This is a genomic window from Psychrobacillus sp. FSL K6-1415 (assembly GCF_038003185.1).
GTDB classification, from domain to species: domain Bacteria; phylum Bacillota; class Bacilli; order Bacillales_A; family Planococcaceae; genus Psychrobacillus; species Psychrobacillus psychrodurans.
The window spans coordinates 325,844-345,057 of record NZ_JBBOOQ010000001.1; the positions used below are offsets into that span (position 1 = coordinate 325,844).

Consider the following 19,214-nt stretch of genomic DNA (forward strand, 5'->3'; position numbering starts at 1 on the left):
TCAAGGAGGTAGTGAAATGACAATGCTAGAAATCAAGGATTTTGGCAAACGATTCACGATTCATCACTTAGAGAAAACAATGCCAGCAATCGAACATATCAATTTCTCTTTAGAAGCTGGAGAGTTCATTGGAATTGTTGGGAAAAGTGGCAGTGGTAAATCGACGATATTGAAGAGTATTTACCGCTCCTATTTACCGGATACCGGCAATATTTTATATAACTCGGCACGTTTTGGACAAGTGGATTTGGCAACAATATCGGAAAGAAAAATGCTTTATTTACGCCAATATGAGATAGGATATGTATCCCAGTTTTTAAATGTTATGCCAAGAACAACCTGCCGCCAGCTTGTTATTAATGCATTACTAGAAATGGGTGAATCCGAGGAAGTTGCTCTGAAGGAGTCAGGAGAGGCACTAACACATTTCGAAATGGATCCAAAACTATGGGATAGCTATCCTAATACGTTTTCCGGTGGGGAAAAGCTGAGACTAAATATTGCGATGGCAACGGTGAAAAATCCACGTTTACTATTGCTAGATGAACCAACTGCAAGTCTCGACCAACAATCTAAAGTAAAAGTCCGTGAAATGATTGAAAAACTGAAAAATAAAGGCACAACCTTAGTTGGAATATTTCATGATATTGAATTCATGGAAGGTCTTTGTGACAAGGTTTACGATATACAGTCAAGACAGCAAACAGTTGTAAAAGAGACGATAACCTATGAAAGCTGATTTACATGTTCATAGCCGCTATTCAGATGGATCGGAACATGCTGAAACAGTGATGAAACTAGCAAGCCTACAAGGTGTCACGCATATTAGTTTTGTTGACCATGACACAGTCAAGGGACTCCCAGAAGTTCTTGCACTTGGTAAAAAATACGGAGTTAAAGTCATACCTGGTATCGAAATCTCCGCCTTTGACTTTAAAAGAAATCGTAAAGTACATGTGCTCGGATATAACTATCATCCTAAAGCAATTCATATCCAAGCTATTTGTAATCCATTGTTAAAGCGAAGGCAAGAACATTCGCTTTGGCAAATACAACAAATAAAAGCTGCTGGATATGAACTTGAAATTGCAGCGATTAAGGAATCTGCAAAGCCATCCGACATAATTTACAAGCAACATATTATGCATAATTTAACGGAAGCCCCTTATACATCTGAAATATATAAAGAGCTATATAAAAAATTATTTAAAGGAAATGGTGTTGCTTCAGGAGATATCCAATACATTGATGTATTTGAGGCAATAGAAGCCATTGTCGGTGATGGGGGAATAGCAGTCATTGCACACCCTGGTCAGCTAAATACCTATGAGTTGATACCCGAGCTAATAGAGGTTGGCTTAGGTGGAATTGAAAGAAACCATTTAGATCACACTGCGGAAGATTATCAAAAGATAGAAATTTTAGCAGAAAAATATGGACTAATTATGACAGGTGGCACGGATTTTCACGGCTCATATGGCGCCACTATTGAAGTTGGAGATATTGTTAGTCCTTTATTTGAAAGATTTAGCTAAATAATACTTGTCAAGATGTAAAGAAGTTTAATAGTCTGCTAAGATACTGTAAATTTCCACAATTGGTAAATAATTTATGTTTCAATATACATGTACGAACAGGTTTTAAATGCACTACCATTTCATTTAGCGAAAAGGAGAATTATTAATGAAGAAAAATTGGTCTATTATCAGTCTGGTTTTAGTGGTAGCTATATTGTTATCTGCATGTTCAGAAGGAAGTGCTGGGGCGAAAAACGCTGAAGTGGATGACGTGATAAAAATCGCTTGGTATCCAAATGAATCGGGTTCGGATATGAAGTCTTCACGTGATGAAATTGGACGAGTAATTGAAGAAGCTACTGGTAAAACAGTGGAACATCAGTTAACTACTGATTATGCAATTGCCATTGAAACATTAATAAATAATAACGCTGACCTTGCTTTCATGGGAGCGCAAGGTTATATCGAAGCTAAAAATGGAAACGATGCTATTCAACCTTTAGTCGTACCAACAGGTGAATCAGGAACATTAGATGACGCATTGTACCATAGTTGGTTAGCTATAAATGTAGATGCACAAGATGATTTCAAGGTAGACGGAGAATTTTCATTAGATAAATTAGAACAAAAAAGTATTTCATTTGTATCAAATAGCTCGACATCGGGATTTGTGGTACCGTCGTCATCCATTATTTCTCACTATGTAAAAAAATCAGGATTTGAAGATTTAGTAGCAGAAGACTTGATGGAGGGAGGCAAGCTATTCTCTCAAGTACTATTCGGAAATTCACATCAGGGTTCAGCAGTAAACCTATTAAGTAACAATTCAGAGGTCGCTGCTTTCTGTGATACATGTGTAGAAAACTACGTAGATGTAGTGGACGGTGAAGCGAACAAAGCAGGGTCTGTTTATAAAGTTAAAGACGATGCCGCAGAGCCTTTTAACACTGTTACAGGGAAAGAATTTTTGTTAATGTCTGTTACACCAGTATTAAACGCACCATTTGCAGCAAATTTAGAAGCTCTAGGTCAAGAGGATTATGATAAATTAATAGAATTATTTACCTCTGATGAAATTGCAAACAATGAAAAGATCTTTGTTCCAAAGGATTCAGGAGAGAGTGGATTATTCTTTAAGTCAGGAAATGAAAGATTCGCGGAAGTAGAAGATGCTTGGTTCAATCCAATTCGTGAACTTTCAAAATAGTAAACAAGGTATTCAAAATAAGAGTATGCATACGTATAAATGCATGCTCTTATTCATTAAATTAGCTAAAGGAGTTTAGATAAATGTCCTTACTTAAAGTGGAGAAATTAGGAAAGTCATATAACGCAGATGCGAAAGTTCTTAACGATGTTAGCTTTGAAGTAGAAGCTGGAGAATTTGTATCAATTATTGGGCCATCAGGAGCTGGAAAATCAACACTATTACGCTGTATAAATCGGATGGTGGAAATCGACGAAGGCAAAGTAATTTTTGATGGTAATGATGTAGGTAGTTTGAACAAAAAAGAACTACGTAAAATGCGTACAAACATTGGCATGATTTTTCAACATTATAATCTTGTCCCACGCTTATCTGTTATCGAGAACGTGCTACATGGTAGATTCGGATATAAAACAACTGTTCAAGGTATATTAGGGAAATTTACAGAAGATGAAAAGGAGCAAGCTTTTTACCTTCTAAAAAAATTAGGAATTGAAGAGCATGCTTATAAACGGTGTGATCAGCTAAGTGGTGGTCAGCAACAACGTGTAGGAATTGCTCGTTCTCTCATCCAAGAGCCGAAAATTGTTCTGTGTGATGAACCAATTGCTTCACTTGATCCCAATGCATCTAAAGTGATTATGGATTATTTAAAATCGATTACGATGGAGCTTAACATTACATGCATTGTGAATTTGCATCAAGTGGAAATTGCACGAAGCTATTCTGATCGTATTATCGGCTTAAGTAAAGGTGGCATCGTCTTTGACGGTGCTAGCTATAGATTATCTACAGACAGTACTGATCTAATTTATGGCACAAAAACGGTAGAAAAAAGACAGTTAGTTACTGTGTAAGGAGTAATCAAAGTGAATGAAAAAGTAATGCGAAACCAACGGAAATGGCAAACGATTATTTTTGCTACGATTATAATCGTCGTGACATATTTATCATCGGATATAACGAACTTTAATATCATTCATGGAATTGCTACGTTACCAAATGCTTTTACTTGGATAGTTTCAAATCTATTTATTACCCAAGAAACGCTAGAAAGGCTCCCGAAAATACTGGAGAAATTAGCGGAAACTATTCTTATGTCTATTGCAGCCACCACAACTGCGACAGTCTTTTCTCTCTTTTTAGGGTTAATGGGTTCAAAAACAACTGGAACAAGTAATTTACTCGGTGCATTTGCTCGATTTATCGCATCGGTGGCAAGAAATATTCCAGTAGTTGCTTGGGCTTTAATATTGCTTCTATCCTTTGGTCAAAATTCAGTGACTGGGTACTTAGCTTTGTTTGTTGGCTCGTTGGGCTTTTTAACAAGAGCGTTTATTGAATCTATCGATGAAGCTAGCCAAAGTGCAGTGGAAGCCTTGAGGGCCACTGGTGCTACCTACTTTCAAATTGTCTATAAAGCAGTTATTCCACAATGTTTGCCTCAAATGATCAGTTGGATTTTGTTTATGATCGAGACAAATATCCGTAGTGCCACACTAGTTGGTATCTTAACCGGTACGGGAATTGGATACTCATTTGACCTCTATTATAAAACCCTTAACTATCATGCAGTGGCGCTTGTTACGCTTAGTATCGTCATTTCCGTTATTATGCTAGAACTGATTTCAAATCATATCCGGAAGGTGATTCTATAATGGAAGTAACATCCACACCGATATACATCAGAAAAAAGTCAAATGGTCGAATTTCGATTAAATCTGGCAACAAAGTAGAACGCGTCATGAAAGCGACAGGGATTGTTCTGTTTGGACTAACTATTTTAGCTTTTATGTCATTTAATTATTCTGGCTTAGATTTAACTAAAGCAATTTCAGAAACAGCATATAATTTGAAGACGATGTTCCTCGAACCCGCTTTGAGTCACTTCACATGGGGGGAGGCATTTTATCAAGTAGGAATTACGCTTGGATTAGCATTTCTTTCGACAATTCTAGGAGCAGTGATTGCCTTCTTCTTGGCCTTGATGGCAGCAACTAATTTATCGAACAAATGGATATCGAAAACAGTACGAATTCTAGTAGCCTTTGTTCGCGCAGTACCAACCGTTTTATGGGTACTAATCTTTGCAATCGCAGCAGGGTTAGGAAGTGAAGCCGCTGTTCTTGGAATGCTATTTCACTCAATTGCATATTTAGTAAAAGCATTTTCGGAGGCTTTTGAAGAAGTAGATAAGGGGATATTGGAGGCGCTTACTGCAACTGGTGCTAACTGGTGGCATACCGTAACTCATGCTATCTTACCCTCGACGTTCACCTATTTACTATCTTGGACATTCTTACGATTTGAAATCAATTTCTCTGTAGCTGTTGCAATGGGAGCCGCAGCAGGTGCAGGAGGGATCGGATTCGAATTGTTTATGGCTTCTGGATTCTACTTTGATATGCGAGAGGTCGGATTAATTACTTACATGATCCTAATCCTAGCAATTGTCTTAGAGTTAACATCTACTAGATTAAAAAGTCGTTATTTCCCAGCTACATCTGTAAAATAACACGTTAATTCAAACAAACATGAATGTTTAAATTTTCATGTTTGTTTTATACACAGGGACACAAAAACCCCAAAATAGTATGCACTGTAAAAAGTGCAGCTGTTTTGGGGTCTTGTATTAGTTTTTAGTATTTTCGTTAGAATTCTCAAACTTAGGAACTAAATCGAAAATTCGTTGGTCTTCAAAAGCATCTATGAGGCGTTCCAACCAGTTGTAATAGTCTTTCATGTATTTAAGCTTATCAATATCTATTTGAACCTCTTCACGTAATTCTTCACTTAGGACCGGATTCTGTAATAATTCTTCAAGTTCTGCCAGTGACTTTTTAATTGCCGCCGTATGCAGTGTGACTGATCTTTGCCATTTAATAGAAAACAAATCGATGAAGCTTTGGTGCCAATCATCTGTCACTTTATATAAATCTTTACGAACTCCCTTTTTCCAGGCACGTTCGACTAACTTTAGTTCGGATAGCGCTCGGACAGAAGTGCTCATACTTGTTTTACTCATGCCTAGTTTTTCTGTCATATCATCTAATGTTAATGGTTCATTTTGAAAAAACATTGTTCCGAATTGTCTACCTGCAGAAGGCACCAAACCGTATAAATGTATGTTTTGGGCAATTGTCTCTATAATTCTCTCCCGTGCTTTATCTATTTTTTCATGGTCCTCCATATACGTTCCCTCCACTGAAATTAGCCTTGTTCACATAATCCAGCTAACTAAATTTAAATGTATTATATCCTTACCCAAAAAGCAATTTTTTTAAATATTTATTGTACAGTTTTTACTGTACAAACAATTAATTTAGTTTAAACTGTTGAAAATTTATGAAGTTCACTCTATAATGAATAGGGTTCGTGTGTTTCGGACGGTGAGGAGTGAAGGCATGAGTGAAGAATATATAAATAAAAAAATAGTAGTAAAAGACGCTACAAAGATTTTTGGTAAAAGTAGTGGTCGTGCAATACAGTTGCTGAAAGATGGTAAATCAAAAAGTGAAATTTTGAAAGCAACTGGTGCAACTGTTGGAGTGAAACAAGTATCCTTTGATGTCAATGAAGGTGAAATTTTCGTCATTATGGGTTTATCCGGAAGTGGTAAATCAACATTAGTTAGAATGCTTAATAGATTAATAGATCCAACAATGGGCAAAATTTTACTAGATGGTAAGGATATTGTTCAGATGAATAAGGAACAACTTCGTGATGTAAGAAGGAAGAAAATTGGAATGGTATTTCAAAATTTTGCCCTCTTTCCACATAAAACAATTGTTGAAAATACAGAGTATGGCTTAGAAATCCAAGGGGTTTCTAAAAAAGAAAGAAACGAAAAAGCAATAGAATCTTTAAGACTTGTCGGTCTTGCAGGATACGAGGAACAGTACCCGAAACAACTAAGTGGAGGTATGCAACAGCGTGTTGGTCTTGCTAGAGCACTTGCGAATAATCCAGATATTTTGCTTATGGATGAAGCGTTTAGTGCATTAGATCCGCTTATTCGAAAAGATATGCAAAATGAGCTGCTTCAGCTTCATCACGATATGCAAAAAACAATAATTTTCATCACACATGATTTAGATGAAGCCCTTCGCATTGGTGACCGTATAGCACTGATGAAGGACGGGGAAATTGTTCAAATTGGATCTCCTGAAGAAATTCTGATGAGTCCATCCAATGAGTATGTTGAAAGATTTGTGGAAGACGTAGATTTATCTAAAGTACTAACTGCTGGTCATATCATGAAAAAAGCCGACACAGTAAAAGTTGACCGTGGTCCTCGTGTAGCACTTCGACTGATGAAACAATTAGGTATTTCTTCTATATATGTAGTAGATAATGCGAATCGCTTATTAGGAGCTGTTACAGCGCAAGATACTGTAGCTGCAATCGAATCAGAGAAATCACTGAATGATGTCATTATTTCTGATCTTCCGATGATTTTACCAGATACGGTTCTCACAGAGTTATTTGATGTTGTCTCAACAGCAAGCATTCCTGTAGCAGTTATTAATGAAGAACAAAAGCTGCAAGGAATTATTATACGCGGTGCACTCATAGGTGCATTATCTGGCGATAATGAGTTCATTAACAAAGATGGAACAGTGGATTCCGCAGAGCAACCTATTACGGAGGTGATTTAAGATGAATGAACTATTACCTCGCCTACCTTTTGCCGATTGGATTGATACTGGAGTTGATTGGTTAGTAGATACGTTTGGAACAGGTCTAGACGGTTTTGCTGATGTACTAGAAGGAGTAGTAGAAGGTTCAGTGGATATATTGGATTTAGTTCCTTCTATATTATTAGCTTTCATCTTTGCTTTAATAGCGGGACTAATTTCTACGAGGAAGATTGCCTTCTTCTCGCTGATTGGCCTTTTATTCATCGATTATTTAGGATATTGGTACCCAATGCTTCAGATGCTAACGTTAGTATTGACTTCAGTCATCTTCGCGCTAGTGATTGGTATTCCTATAGGGATTCTTAGTTCTCAAAAAGCGGGTGTTCGAAAGGTAGTAAATCCAATATTGGATTTAATGCAAACAATGCCTGCGTTCGTCTATCTAATACCGGCAATTTTCTTTTTCAATATTGGGGTCGTACCGGGAGTTGTAGCATCGGTAATTTTCGCAATGCCTCCAACAATTCGTTTAACGATGTTAGGTATTCAGCAAGTACCGAAAGATTTAATAGAAGCAACAGAAGCATTTGGCTCAACGACGTGGCAGCGGTTGATTAAAATCCAGATTCCACTAGCGAAACCTACGATTATGGCAGGGGTGAACCAAAGTATAATGCTATCCCTATCAATGGTTGTAATAGCTTCGATGGTAGGTGCACCGGGGCTTGGTGAAGAAGTTTACCGTTCTGTTACACAATTGAAAACAGGAGTTGGCGTAGAAACTGGACTATCTATCGTAATCGTTGCGATTATTTTAGATAGAATCACGCAATACGCTGGAAATAGAAAGAAAAAACTAGGGGGAAATACAATATGAAATTAGCAAAAAAGTTAACAGGTCTAGGAGCAGTTGCATTACTTTCACTTGGGTTAGCAGCATGTGGGGATACAGAAGAGAAAAATGATTCAACATCTACGGATTCAAATGCAAGTTCAGTTGGAGAGTCACTTGACTACAAGATTACAGGTATTGATCCTGGAGCTGGAATTATGGAAGCAACAGAAAGAGCTATTACAGATTATGAATTAGATGAGTGGGACCTGGTAAGTGGTTCAAGTGCTGCAATGACAGCATCTCTAAAAAAAGCATATGATGCGGAAGAGCCGATTGTCGTAACAGGTTGGACTCCTCACTGGAAATTCGCTGAATATGATTTGAAATATCTTGAAGATCCAAAAGGTTCATATGGTGGGGAAGAAGAAATTCACACAATTGGTCGTACTGGATTACAAGAAGAAATGCCAGAAGCTCACCAAGTCCTTTCCAATTTCAACTGGTCAGAGGATGATATGGGTGAAGTTATGATTGCTATTAAAGACGGTGAAAAACCAGAAGTAGCTGCACAAACTTGGGTAGATGCAAATCCCGAGAAAGTTGCAGCATGGACAGATGGTATTGAAAAAGTCGACGGCGACAAGATTAAACTTGCATATGTTGCATGGGATAGTGAAATCGCCAGTACAAACGTTATGAGCATCGTATTAACAAGCTTAGGATATGACGTAACAATGCTTCAAGTTGAAGCAGGTCCAATGTGGACAGCTATTGCCGACGGTAGTGCAGATGCATCACTTGCTGGATGGTTGCCATTAACACATGCTACGTATGCTGAAAAATTCGATGGTAAATTTGAAGACCTTGGCACAAGCATGACAGGTGTAAAAATTGGCTTGGTTGTTCCAGCATATATGGACATCACATCAATTGAAGATTTGAAAAAATAATAAATATAAACAAACCCCTGGAGCGAGTAAAAAACTTGTTCTGGGGGTTTTTAGTTTGTCCCTGTGTAGGAAACATTCACGTTAATTCAAATAAACGTGAATGTTTCTATTTTCATGTTTGTTTCTTACACAGGGACTAAAAAAAGACAATGAAAAAAAATTTCACTATTATTTAATATTTATAGTATAATATTTTAAATAACTAAATTATCCGTTATTTCTGATTATTGGGGGGTGGGTAATGCTAAAAGAGTATATTCAAAAATTTGTTGATGAAAAGAAGATTCCAGGTGCTGTCATACACGTACAACGTGATGACGAAGTTTTGTTTCATCATAGCTGTGGTGGATATAAGGCTAGAGATGGCAGCTACCATTCTATTACAAAAGATACTATTTTTGATGTTGCTTCTTTAACAAAAGTAATAGCAACCTTACCCTCCATCTTGGTGTTACTGGCGAAAGGCGAAATAGCATTAGAGGATCCTGTGCAGAAATTTTTACCTGACTTTCAATACGATTCTGTTAGCGTTTATCATCTTCTTCATCACAATAGTGGCTTGCCAGCGGATTTAACCCCACCGGTTCAACGAGGTGAGAATAGAAATATACTGCTCGAGGTTTATCGGTCAAGGCTACAATATGTGACGGGAGAAGCAGTGGTTTATAGTGACTTAGGCATGATTTTACTAGGGGAAATCATACAAAAAGTATCTGGTAAATCCTTAGATAGGTTTGTAGAAAGTGAAATATTTCAACCTTGGTTGATGGATAACACGTGTTTCAATCCATCGAAGGAACTTCTGCCCATTATTGCCTCTACTGAAATGGTTGAGGAGCAATATGTACAGGGAGAGGCCCATGATGAAAAGGCATTTTTGTTATCAGGAGTTTCCGGAAGTGCTGGACTATTTACCAATGTAATGGATTTAGTACAGTACGCAAAATTTTGGCTTGGTATATCAACTCAGTCGGTTATACCATCTGAATGGATGGATTTATGTCATACACTATTATTCCAACATCGAGGCTTAGGCTTTGAGGTTTGGTCTGGTATTGAACCGTTATTATCTTGTGGTAGGAGGTGGAGTTTAGGTTCTTTTGGCCATACAGGATTTACAGGTACTTCGATCTGGATGGATCCAAACGAAAAATTATTTGTAGTTTTGTTAACTAATGCGGTGCATTACGGTAGGCACTCTCATGTAAGAGAACTGAGGCTAGGCGTTCATGATTTAGTTTATGGAATGTACATTTCAAATTAAAGGGGCGTATTAAAATGAGAAAAATGACAAAGTATTTGCTTCTATTTTTATTTGCAATGCTAGTAACTTTCGTTTTAGCAGCTTGTTCAGATAACGGGAATGATTCGAAAGCGGATACTGATGAAGGTACTAGTGAAAATGGGGAAACGGCTTCAGAAGAAAAAGTAAAACTAACAATAGGTAGTTGGCGTACAGAAGATGTAGCAAAGTACGAAAAAGTAATTGCTTTATTTAATGAAACAAACCCTGACATTCAGGTAGAATTTAATCCAACTAAAAATACGGAATACAATACAGTTTTAAATACGTCCTTACAAGCAGGTGAGGGCCCGGATATTTTCCACTTGCGTCCATATGCAGCGGGATTAAAGCTAGCAGAAGCTGGATTCGTTGAGCCAATTTCAGACATTAATGGATTAGACCAATATTCAGAGGATTATCTAGCAGCTTCTAAAGGTACTGACGGGGAACAATATGGTGTTCCTTTAAACATAAGTTCAACACAATTTTTCTATAACAAAAAAATATTTGCGGATCAGGGACTTGAAGTACCGACAACTTGGGATGAATTTATCGAAGTGAACGAGAAACTATTGGATGCAGGTATTACGCCAATTGCTATGGGAACTAAAGAAGGTTGGTTACTATCTCTAACACATGGAATTGTAGGGGCAGGGGTGTTAGATGGAAATACATTTGCAGATAAACTTGTTACTGGTGATAAAGACTTTACAGACCCAGCATTTGTAGAATCGATAGAAGCGATGAATGATTTGAAAAAGTATTTTCCTGCTAATTCTGAAGGATTAGGAATGGACGACATACGTACATTATTTGCGATGGAACAAGCGGCTATGTTCCCACTTGGAAGCTGGGAAATCCCAGTCGTTAATGAGTTAAATGCAGATTTAGACTATGGCTTTTTCCCAATGCCATCGAAAGCAGGTAACCAAACAGTAACGACTTGGGTAGATGGATCTTTTGCAATCAATGCAAAGTCAAAAAATAAGGAAGCGGCAAAAACATTTTTAGAATTCCTAACAACAAAAGAGTTTGGTGAATTATTTGTTGATGAGTTCAAAATGATTAGTGCAATTCCTGGGATCACTTCAGATGATAAGCTTCTTAGTGAGTTAAGCAAAGCAGTAGAATCTAATTCAACACCGTATTATTGGGTTATTAATTTTGTAAGTGGGGACCCAACTACGAAAACGGTATTAGAAACAGAATTACAAGGGATGTATTTAGGAGAAGTTACACCAGCAGAAGTAGCTCAAAAATTGCAGGAAAATGCAGAAACCTCATTTGAGCCTTTTAAATAACAAAAAAAGGAGGCCATGAATGATGACAACTGTACAAACTGCTTTGAAAAAGAAGGGAAGAAAGAATGGGAAAAGGTGGACTATCCACCTTTTCCCTATTCCCGCATTAATTATTTATAGCGTGTTCGTGCTCTATCCTATACTAGCTGCATTAACGTATAGCTTCTATTCATTCAAAGGTTTTTCACGAGAGTCTTTTGTTGGCTTTGATAATTTCGTTACATTATTTACGACAGAGCCATATGGATCCATGTTTACGAATGCCTTCAAGCATAATCTACTCTATTTTGGACTTCAAATGATTGTTATGAATGGCTTGGCATTTATACTTGCTTTTGTCATTTACAAAAAAGTGAGAGGTGCTGAGTTTTTCAAGATTGCCTTCTTTCTACCTCGTTTATTATCCGTAATTGTGGTCGGTTTTTTGTGGAAGCTTATTTTAAATCCTAACTTCGGTACTCTAAATATGTTACTAGGCAAACTAGGACTAGAGGAATTACAGCGAGCATGGCTTGGAGATCCAAATACGGCATTGATTTCTATAATCTTAGTAAATTGTTGGTTTGGTTTAGGGTTTGGTGTATTAATCTTTCTAGCGGGTTTTCAAAGTATTCCAGGTGAGCTAATAGAAGCTGCTAAATTAGATGGTGCTAAAGGAATGACAATGATTCGTAAAATTTATTTACCTTTAATGATTCCTTCCATCATGATTATGACGGTATTGACATTTATACAGTCCTTCGAGGCATTTGAACTTGTCTATGCTATGCAGGGGTCGATGGGAGAGCCATATTATTCAACTGATACGTTGGCGGTATTCTTTTATCGCTTAGCATTTGGAAGCTCCACATCTGGAAGCTCTGATGCGATAGGTCTAGGTTCTGCCCTAGCGGCAGTGTTATTTTTCTTCATATTAATATGTACAATGATATTCCTAAAGTTTACAAATAAAAAAGAAGTAGAAATGTAAGGGTGAGTAGTATGAAGAATAGTTCAATGTGGTCAAAACCATTTTATTATGTCCTTGTATTCGCAGTGGCTACTATAAGTTTGTATCCAATCTTTTTAATGTTTTTATCTTCTTTTAAAACAAGTGCAGAAATATTTAAGAATCCTTTAGGTCTTCCTACGCACTTTAGCTTAGATACCTATAGAACATTATTGAGTAAAGTCCCGTTTGATCAATATTTTATAAATAGTGTAATCGTTAGTGTTACATCTGTTGTACTGGTTGTACTTTTTTGCTCGTTAGCGGCTTATTATATTGCACGCTTTAAATTTAGCTGGAACAATGCTATCTTCTTTATATTTTTATTGGGACTGATGATCCCTATTAAATTAGGTATTGTACCATTATTTATATTAATGCGTGATTTAGGGCTGATCAATTCACTTTGGTCCCTTATATTTATGAACATTGCAACAGGAACGCCGTTAACGGTGCTTATATTAACTGGATTTTTTAAGACAATGCCTACAGAGCTAGAGGAAGCAGCAAGAATGGACGGAGCAGGAAACCTACGAGTCCTATGGAGTGTTCTTCTTCCATTAATGCGACCGGCACTAGGCACAGTGGTTATAGTCAACTTTATCGCTGCATGGAATGACTTCTTCTTCCCGCTAATTTTTATAACAGAAAAGGCTAAGATGACAATACCAGTCGGCATGTTGTCACTGTTTGGTGAACATTCAGCCGATTGGGGATCGCTTTTCGCTGGCCTAACATTAGCTTCTTTACCAATGATGATACTATTCTTTGTTGCATCAAAACAATTTATGGAGGGGCTGACAGCAGGTGCAGTTAAGTGAAAGTTATCTAATCGGCGTGGATGGAGGTGGAACGAAAACCTACTGTGTCATTGGCGATAAAAATGGCAGAATAATTGGCACAGTTGTAGGCGGAGGGTCTAATATCAAATCTACAAAACCTGAAAAGGTACGATTACAAATTGTTGAATTATTAAATGATTTGTTGAACCGGTATGGGATAAAAAAAGAAGAGATTTCTGGAATTTATATTGGTACTGCTGGTGGTGACCGGAATGTCGATAAAAAAACCTGGCAGGACTGGATGATGGACTATTTTTCACCACATCCCTGTAGGATTCAAATTACAAATGATGCACTACCTGCTTTAGTAAGTGGAACTTTCAGCTTAAATGGCTTAGTTGTGATTGCGGGAACAGGATCCATTGCTTATTTAGTGCAGGATAACGGTGCTAGAACCATACGTTCTGGCGGCTGGGGCTATTTACTAGGTGATGATGGTAGCGGTTATCATATAGGAAATGAAGCACTTCGCTATGTCACAACGTATTACGATCAGCACGGGGAACTTTCCAAAAATGAGCGCTTAACACAAATCGTCTTACAACATTACAATCTACAAAATGTTTATGAATTAGTACCAGCAGTTTATGACGACGAGAATCCCCGTACAGCGATTGCTTCACTAGCAATGTCAGTTTTAGACTTAGCTGAAGAAAAATATCAACCAGCTGTTGAAATAGTTCAGCAAGCGATTAAGGCATTAGTGGAGCTTATTTCTACTATTCTTACCAAGGAAAAAATTGCGAAGGAGTTTCCGATTGTACTTTGTGGGGGGCTATTTTCAAATGAATTATTTCTTGAAACATTTAAACATGCTATGCGAGGGTTTGATAACAAATTGTATGTACCTACACTACCACCAGTTGTAGGTTCGTATTTAAATGCATTAGTTAGTGAAGGGATAGAACATAGCCCAGAACTCCGGCAAGAAGTAATTAGGTCGTGGACACAATTAATGGATGAACAGAACGATGAAAGGTATGATATAAATGAATCGATTGGAAAAACTAGGAACTGAACGTGCCAATCCAAAAACTAAAAACCTAGATATCATGACTGTAAAAGAAATTATCAAAACGATGAACGAAGAAGACCAAACAGTTGCACTCGCAGTTCAGAGAGTTTTACCCCAAATAGAGGATGCCGTTTATATTGTTCATAAAGGTCTCTCAAATAATGGAAGGTTGCTTTATGTAGGAGCAGGTACGAGTGGTCGAATTGGTTTACTAGATGCAGTAGAGTGTCCACCAACCTTTAGCACATCACCCCAAATGGTTCAGGCTGTGCTTGCTGGAGGTCATAGTGCTGTTATGGTTGCTGTGGAAGGAGCAGAAGATGATCAAGAGCTAGGGAAAAGTGATTTAAAGCAATTAGATCTTACTTCAAGTGATGTGGTGGTTGGTATCGCCGCAAGTGGTAGAACTCCATACGTAATTGGTGCTTTGGCTTATGCTCAATCAGTAGGGGCTAAAACAATTAGTCTATCAAGCAATAAGCAGGCTACAATTAGCCAATATGCGAACGTAGCCATTGAGGTAGAAACCGGTCCTGAAGTTTTAACAGGGTCTACCCGCTTAAAGGCCGCAACAGCACATAAGATGATTGTTAACATGATTTCTACTGTTTCTATGATTCAAGCTGGTAAGGTATATAAAAACTTAATGGTCGATGTGCATGCTAGTAATTATAAACTAAAAGAACGTGCAAAAATGATTGTTTGTGAAGTAACCAATATTACATATGAAGAAGCAGAGAAAGCTCTCATTGAGACACAATTTAATGTGAAACAAGCAATAGTGATGATTTCAACTGGATCGACTGCTGAAGAAGGTGCAAATTTATTGAAAAAAGCAGATGGTAAAGTACGCATGGCTATTGGAGAAAAGGATGAGTAGAGTGCGATTATTTACTCTTTACGAAAGAAATAAAGAGCTAGAGGTGTACAATGACACAAAAGGTGAATGCGGGATTAGCTATATTAGAGGAAATGATTGATCGTCTGCCAGGCTCAGAAAGGAAAATTGCTGAATATATATTAAAGTTTCCGAAAGAGTCCATTAACTTAACAGTCGTAGAGTTAGGAAAAGTGAGTGGCACAAGTAGTGCGGCAGTCATAAGACTTTGTAAGTCACTTCAAGTGAATAGCTTTCAGGACTTAAAGCTAAGAATTGCGGGGGACTTACAGAATGAACGTCAAGACCTGCGCGATATTGAACCAAATGAATCTTTTGAAACGATGGTCGAAAAAATAACACTGCAAAGTATAAGGTCACTACGAGAAACAACAAATATGATTGATATGGTGCAACTAACAAAGGCAGTGGAAGTTATTTTAGAGGCATCCCATATTTATATATTTGGCGTTGGAGCATCAGGCATTGCGGCAATGGACGTTCAGCAAAAATTTATGCGTATTAATAAGTATTGCTCCTATTACCCAGACGTACATTTAGCTGCGACAGCAGTTGCCAATGCTTCTAAGAAAGATGTGATTTTTGGTATTTCCTCTTCAGGTAATACACATGAAGTTGCAAAAATATTAGAAATTGGTATGCAAGCTGGTGCTAAAACAATTAGTTTAACACGTTACGGTAATTCGCTAGTAGCTGATTTGGCAGAAATAAATTTGTTTACTGCAACTTCATTAGAACCTACATTTCGCAGTGGAGCAACCTCTTCCAGATTAGCACAATTACATGTAATCGATATGCTCTTTATGTGTATTGCAACAACTACATTCGAGCAAACGATTGGCTACTTGGACACAACAAGAATGGCGATAGATACACTCCATCAAAAATTGCCTAAAAGAAAAACTGCTAATGAGCAGGAACTAAGTGAATGAAAATCTTACCCTGTGAAAGAAACAATGATGTCTGTTTCTTTCACAGGGTTATTTTAATTGGTTACCACCAGAGGGTATATTGTTAATCTATTTAGTTAACAACATGAACAGTACAACTACGTAGGAAATCAACCTATCAGTTTAAATAGAAATTAAAACAGCCGTGGATGATAGCAGTCCATGGCTATTTTATTAATCGGGGGAAGTTTGACCTACTTATGTAGATATTTATAAATCATTATGTAAATTCTTCTAAAACATTAGTAATGCTTTGGGTGTCATATTAACCCGCCCTACGATTCATTTTACTAAAATTATATACTTCCACCTTTACCTACTGTGTAAAAAATGGAATATTATACTAATAAGGGGATGAGGAGGAATTTAATGTTTCAAGAAAGGAAGATATCATATAATGGTGTAGGCAGGTATTACTTTGATTTTTTCTCTAGACAAGAAGAGTTAAAGGTGTGCCTATGAAAATATTAGACGTAGATTTATTTCAAGATGGACTCAAGCGAAGTATAGCAATGTTGGACAGGCTTGAAAGCGAGGTAGAAACAATTCAGCGTACAGTAGAAGGATTAGTAGGGATGGAAGACGAACTTAAGGGAGAAGGAGGTAATGCCATTCGGGCTTTCTATGCGGAATGTCATCTACCTTTACTCCAATACTTCCTCGTTTCTGCCGCTGGTTATAAGCAAGTGCTTCAACAAATGGAAAACGCTCTATATGCACTCGAACCAGATACGTCTGGTCATATCGTCGAGCAATTTCTTGAAGGTGAGGTAGAGCAGGGGCTTACTACAATTGCACAACTGACTGAAAATCTAACAAATGAGTCAAACAGTATTATGGACCAGGTAAGTGATATCGTGGTCCTTCCACATCTAAATGATAGTGGAGTACAGGAAAGTGTTCTAAATGCGAAAAGAAAGAGGGACGATACAGTAAGTAGGCTACAAGAATTTGATGCAACCCAGACAGCCGCTTTACTACCATTCGAGCAAGACATGCATGCAATGGATACATGGATCCAAAACATGGAAGAAATGTTTAACAGTAATCTTACGGATATCGACTTTCAACAAAATCACTGGGCGAAGTTGACTTCACGTAATAGGTTTCAGACTGACCTGATAATTCATACAACATCGATTGCTGGAATTTCGAACAAACTATCTAAAGAAAGTCAGTTAAATTTGATGTTCAAAACCTTTATGTCTAGCACGAATCCAATTCGTTTTGGCTACGGTGGACTAATCCATCGTCCAAGTATTCTTTTTGGGCCTGAAACATTAGCTTTTGCTAGATTGTCGTCCGTACAAAGCGACAGGCAGGATAAAGTAAATGACACAAATATAGTAGATGAAGAACTAAAGGTGATTTATGCTGAGTTGGCGAAACACCCTGATTTCGGTAACTACCGTTCAGATACCCTAATCGACCCGCTAACAGGTGAATACCTACATACTTTTGAAGGAATGAGAAAAGTTGTTGGTGGGAATGGATCTGGAACACCAGATGGACTAGCACCAATTGGTATGTTTGCCTTCGACTTCTATACTGAGGACCTCGTTACTATGTTTGGTCCAGATTCTACTGTAAACGAGCGATTAGCCGCAGCTCTATTTACATTTGGTAAACCAATAAAGATTGCGGATACTGGACTTGATTTGTTGAAAAGTGGAGAAAAGGCAAAGAATACTAGTAAGGGTACGGTTAAAGATAAGGGAGTTAGTGAAACTAATTTAAGAAATATTGATGATTTTATAAATGGTAACAAGAAATTTGATGAAGTCATTGAAGACTATGCAAAAGTATATAAAGAACATGTTGATTTAAACAAACCTTGGTCTTGGGATGATACTATTCCGGGTGGAGATAGCTTGTCTTCTGCTCAAAAAAGAAAGATAAAAGAAATGGCTATAGAAAAAGGACATATTCCTGAAATAAAGGTTACAAAAGCAGATAGTATGAGGTATGGATTTGCCGACTTTGCAAGTGCAGGTGTTGTAGAAGAGACTGTTCAGCTACCAGAGAGATTTTGGAAGTTATCGGATAAAGAACAGTTTAAGTGGTTAGACGAACAAATAGGTGGTACAAGAAAAGGGATAACGTGGCATCATACGGAGGTTCCTGGTAAAATGGAGCTAGTCCCCTTTGGTATTCATAATATTACACCTCATAATGGTGGAAGGACAAAAGGTATGTGGGCCGACGCTCCAAGATAATAATATTGAGGAGGTATAGAAATGGAATTTAAGGATGGTTCAATAATTTATCCCTTGCCGGACGATACTTTGCTTTCTGAAAAGGAAGGTAAGTGGAGAATAAATTTACCAGAGACGTATAAAGAATTTATAAAAAAATATAATGGTAGTACTCCTATAAAGGATAGTTTTAAGTGTATTAGCCATATTTATGCGATTGATAGGTTTTTATGTATTTTAAAAGTAACCGGGGAAAGAGATGATGAGTATTACGATATAGGAGTAGTTAGAACACAACTAGACGAAAGAATTGTTTTTGATGAAAATTTAGTAGGTACTGAACTGCTACCAATAGCTGTTTTATTTGCAGGTGACTTTGTTTGCTTAGACTATCGTAACAATGTTGAAGAGCCTATTGTATGCGTTTGGAATCATGAAGAGTCTTCAGATTTAAATCCTATAACATATATTGTAAGTAATAGCTTTGAAGAATTTCTAAATATGTTAACAGAATAGATACTTGTCGGTAGTATCTAAACCTTGATATAATGCCCTTAAGTTAGTAACACTTATTTAATTTACTTTAAGCAC

At 37.3% G+C, this 19,214-nt stretch carries 19 protein-coding genes; 18 read left to right on the top strand and 1 reads right to left on the bottom strand.

Going from position 1 to position 19,214, the window contains the following annotated elements; translation table 11 throughout:
* Window positions 1–16 precede the first annotated feature (16 nt).
* The 6 genes from MKY60_RS01635 to MKY60_RS01660 all read left to right on the top strand — a co-directional run bounded on the left by MKY60_RS01635 (window position 17) and on the right by MKY60_RS01660 (window position 5,239).
* Window positions 17–739, top strand: a complete 723-nt coding sequence (locus MKY60_RS01635; RefSeq protein ID WP_090565128.1) for a phosphonate C-P lyase system protein PhnL — start codon at window positions 17–19, stop codon at window positions 737–739.
* Window positions 729–1,535: a PHP domain-containing protein gene (locus MKY60_RS01640; RefSeq protein WP_241597774.1), complete on the top strand. Its 807-nt coding sequence runs from the start codon at window positions 729–731 to the stop codon at window positions 1,533–1,535. The genes MKY60_RS01635 and MKY60_RS01640 overlap by 11 nt, the downstream gene beginning before the upstream one ends.
* 148 nt (window positions 1,536–1,683) lie before the next feature.
* Window positions 1,684–2,724, top strand: coding sequence for a PhnD/SsuA/transferrin family substrate-binding protein (locus tag MKY60_RS01645; protein WP_340878800.1), 1,041 nt, complete (start codon window positions 1,684–1,686; stop codon window positions 2,722–2,724).
* Window positions 2,725–2,807: 83 nt separating this feature from the next.
* Complete coding sequence (phnC, locus tag MKY60_RS01650) at window positions 2,808–3,581, top strand: phosphonate ABC transporter ATP-binding protein (RefSeq protein WP_340928340.1); 774 nt, start codon at window positions 2,808–2,810, stop codon at window positions 3,579–3,581.
* A 12-nt stretch (window positions 3,582–3,593) separates the two neighbouring features.
* The gene (gene phnE, locus MKY60_RS01655; protein ID WP_340928343.1) at window positions 3,594–4,382 is read left to right on the top strand and encodes a phosphonate ABC transporter, permease protein PhnE; all 789 of its coding nucleotides are present in this window, start codon (window positions 3,594–3,596) and stop codon (window positions 4,380–4,382) included.
* Window positions 4,382–5,239 carry an ABC transporter permease subunit gene (locus MKY60_RS01660; RefSeq protein ID WP_093495260.1) on the top strand — a complete coding sequence of 286 codons (858 nt, stop codon included), beginning with the start codon at window positions 4,382–4,384 and terminating at the stop codon, window positions 5,237–5,239. The genes phnE and MKY60_RS01660 overlap by 1 nt, the downstream gene beginning before the upstream one ends.
* Before the next feature lie 117 nt (window positions 5,240–5,356).
* On the opposite strand, the gene MKY60_RS01665 is transcribed toward MKY60_RS01660, so the two are convergent.
* On the bottom strand, window positions 5,357–5,914 hold the full coding sequence (locus MKY60_RS01665; RefSeq protein ID WP_090565116.1) for a GbsR/MarR family transcriptional regulator: 558 nt from the start codon (window positions 5,912–5,914) through the stop codon (window positions 5,357–5,359).
* Window positions 5,915–6,128: 214 nt separating this feature from the next.
* Between MKY60_RS01665 and MKY60_RS01670 the strand changes: the two genes are divergently transcribed.
* From MKY60_RS01670 to MKY60_RS01725, 12 genes are all read left to right on the top strand, one after another.
* Window positions 6,129–7,382: a quaternary amine ABC transporter ATP-binding protein gene (locus MKY60_RS01670; protein ID WP_241597769.1), complete on the top strand. Its 1,254-nt coding sequence runs from the start codon at window positions 6,129–6,131 to the stop codon at window positions 7,380–7,382.
* 1 nt (window position 7,383) lies between these two features.
* Window positions 7,384–8,241 carry an ABC transporter permease gene (locus MKY60_RS01675; protein WP_093495258.1) on the top strand — a complete coding sequence of 286 codons (858 nt, stop codon included), beginning with the start codon at window positions 7,384–7,386 and terminating at the stop codon, window positions 8,239–8,241.
* Window positions 8,238–9,149, top strand: a complete 912-nt coding sequence (locus tag MKY60_RS01680) for a glycine betaine ABC transporter substrate-binding protein (protein ID WP_241597767.1) — start codon at window positions 8,238–8,240, stop codon at window positions 9,147–9,149. The genes MKY60_RS01675 and MKY60_RS01680 overlap by 4 nt, the downstream gene beginning before the upstream one ends.
* Before the next feature lie 241 nt (window positions 9,150–9,390).
* Entirely contained in the window at window positions 9,391–10,413 is a 1,023-nt protein-coding gene (locus tag MKY60_RS01685) for a serine hydrolase domain-containing protein (protein ID WP_340928345.1), read from the top strand.
* Window positions 10,414–10,427: 14 nt separating this feature from the next.
* Entirely contained in the window at window positions 10,428–11,735 is a 1,308-nt protein-coding gene (locus tag MKY60_RS01690; RefSeq protein WP_340928346.1) for an ABC transporter substrate-binding protein, read from the top strand.
* Window positions 11,736–11,757: 22 nt separating this feature from the next.
* Window positions 11,758–12,705 carry a carbohydrate ABC transporter permease gene (locus tag MKY60_RS01695; RefSeq protein ID WP_093495421.1) on the top strand — a complete coding sequence of 316 codons (948 nt, stop codon included), beginning with the start codon at window positions 11,758–11,760 and terminating at the stop codon, window positions 12,703–12,705.
* An 11-nt stretch (window positions 12,706–12,716) separates the two neighbouring features.
* Window positions 12,717–13,544 carry a carbohydrate ABC transporter permease gene (locus tag MKY60_RS01700; RefSeq protein WP_340928348.1) on the top strand — a complete coding sequence of 276 codons (828 nt, stop codon included), beginning with the start codon at window positions 12,717–12,719 and terminating at the stop codon, window positions 13,542–13,544.
* Window positions 13,531–14,583 carry an N-acetylglucosamine kinase gene (locus tag MKY60_RS01705; protein ID WP_340928350.1) on the top strand — a complete coding sequence of 351 codons (1,053 nt, stop codon included), beginning with the start codon at window positions 13,531–13,533 and terminating at the stop codon, window positions 14,581–14,583. Before MKY60_RS01700 ends, MKY60_RS01705 begins: the two co-directional genes overlap by 14 nt.
* Window positions 14,555–15,460, top strand: coding sequence for an N-acetylmuramic acid 6-phosphate etherase (gene murQ, locus MKY60_RS01710; RefSeq protein ID WP_340878804.1), 906 nt, complete (start codon window positions 14,555–14,557; stop codon window positions 15,458–15,460). Before MKY60_RS01705 ends, murQ begins: the two co-directional genes overlap by 29 nt.
* 50 nt (window positions 15,461–15,510) lie before the next feature.
* Window positions 15,511–16,410, top strand: a complete 900-nt coding sequence (locus MKY60_RS01715) for a MurR/RpiR family transcriptional regulator (RefSeq protein ID WP_093495252.1) — start codon at window positions 15,511–15,513, stop codon at window positions 16,408–16,410.
* Between the two features lie 476 nt (window positions 16,411–16,886).
* Window positions 16,887–18,644, top strand: coding sequence for a T7SS effector LXG polymorphic toxin (locus tag MKY60_RS01720; RefSeq protein ID WP_340931058.1), 1,758 nt, complete (start codon window positions 16,887–16,889; stop codon window positions 18,642–18,644).
* A 21-nt stretch (window positions 18,645–18,665) separates the two neighbouring features.
* Window positions 18,666–19,139 carry an SMI1/KNR4 family protein gene (locus tag MKY60_RS01725; protein ID WP_340928351.1) on the top strand — a complete coding sequence of 158 codons (474 nt, stop codon included), beginning with the start codon at window positions 18,666–18,668 and terminating at the stop codon, window positions 19,137–19,139.
* Window positions 19,140–19,214 lie beyond the last annotated feature (75 nt).

Bases quoted from the DNA above. Each gene is read 5' to 3' on its own strand.
- MKY60_RS01635 (WP_090565128.1), top strand. From the start codon at position 17: ATGACAATGCTAGAAATCAAGGATTTTGGCAAACGATTCACGATTCAT.
- MKY60_RS01640 (WP_241597774.1), top strand. From the start codon at position 729: ATGAAAGCTGATTTACATGTTCATAGCCGCTATTCAGATGGATCGGAA.
- MKY60_RS01645 (WP_340878800.1), top strand. From the start codon at position 1,684: ATGAAGAAAAATTGGTCTATTATCAGTCTGGTTTTAGTGGTAGCTATA.
- phnC (WP_340928340.1), top strand. From the start codon at position 2,808: ATGTCCTTACTTAAAGTGGAGAAATTAGGAAAGTCATATAACGCAGAT.
- MKY60_RS01660 (WP_093495260.1), top strand. From the start codon at position 4,382: ATGGAAGTAACATCCACACCGATATACATCAGAAAAAAGTCAAATGGT.
- MKY60_RS01665 (WP_090565116.1), bottom strand. From the start codon at position 5,914: ATGGAGGACCATGAAAAAATAGATAAAGCACGGGAGAGAATTATAGAG.
- MKY60_RS01670 (WP_241597769.1), top strand. From the start codon at position 6,129: ATGAGTGAAGAATATATAAATAAAAAAATAGTAGTAAAAGACGCTACA.
- MKY60_RS01675 (WP_093495258.1), top strand. From the start codon at position 7,384: ATGAATGAACTATTACCTCGCCTACCTTTTGCCGATTGGATTGATACT.
- MKY60_RS01680 (WP_241597767.1), top strand. From the start codon at position 8,238: ATGAAATTAGCAAAAAAGTTAACAGGTCTAGGAGCAGTTGCATTACTT.
- MKY60_RS01685 (WP_340928345.1), top strand. From the start codon at position 9,391: ATGCTAAAAGAGTATATTCAAAAATTTGTTGATGAAAAGAAGATTCCA.
- MKY60_RS01690 (WP_340928346.1), top strand. From the start codon at position 10,428: ATGAGAAAAATGACAAAGTATTTGCTTCTATTTTTATTTGCAATGCTA.
- MKY60_RS01695 (WP_093495421.1), top strand. From the start codon at position 11,758: ATGACAACTGTACAAACTGCTTTGAAAAAGAAGGGAAGAAAGAATGGG.
- MKY60_RS01700 (WP_340928348.1), top strand. From the start codon at position 12,717: ATGAAGAATAGTTCAATGTGGTCAAAACCATTTTATTATGTCCTTGTA.
- murQ (WP_340878804.1), top strand. From the start codon at position 14,555: ATGAATCGATTGGAAAAACTAGGAACTGAACGTGCCAATCCAAAAACT.
- MKY60_RS01715 (WP_093495252.1), top strand. From the start codon at position 15,511: ATGACACAAAAGGTGAATGCGGGATTAGCTATATTAGAGGAAATGATT.
- MKY60_RS01720 (WP_340931058.1), top strand. From the start codon at position 16,887: ATGAAAATATTAGACGTAGATTTATTTCAAGATGGACTCAAGCGAAGT.
- MKY60_RS01725 (WP_340928351.1), top strand. From the start codon at position 18,666: ATGGAATTTAAGGATGGTTCAATAATTTATCCCTTGCCGGACGATACT.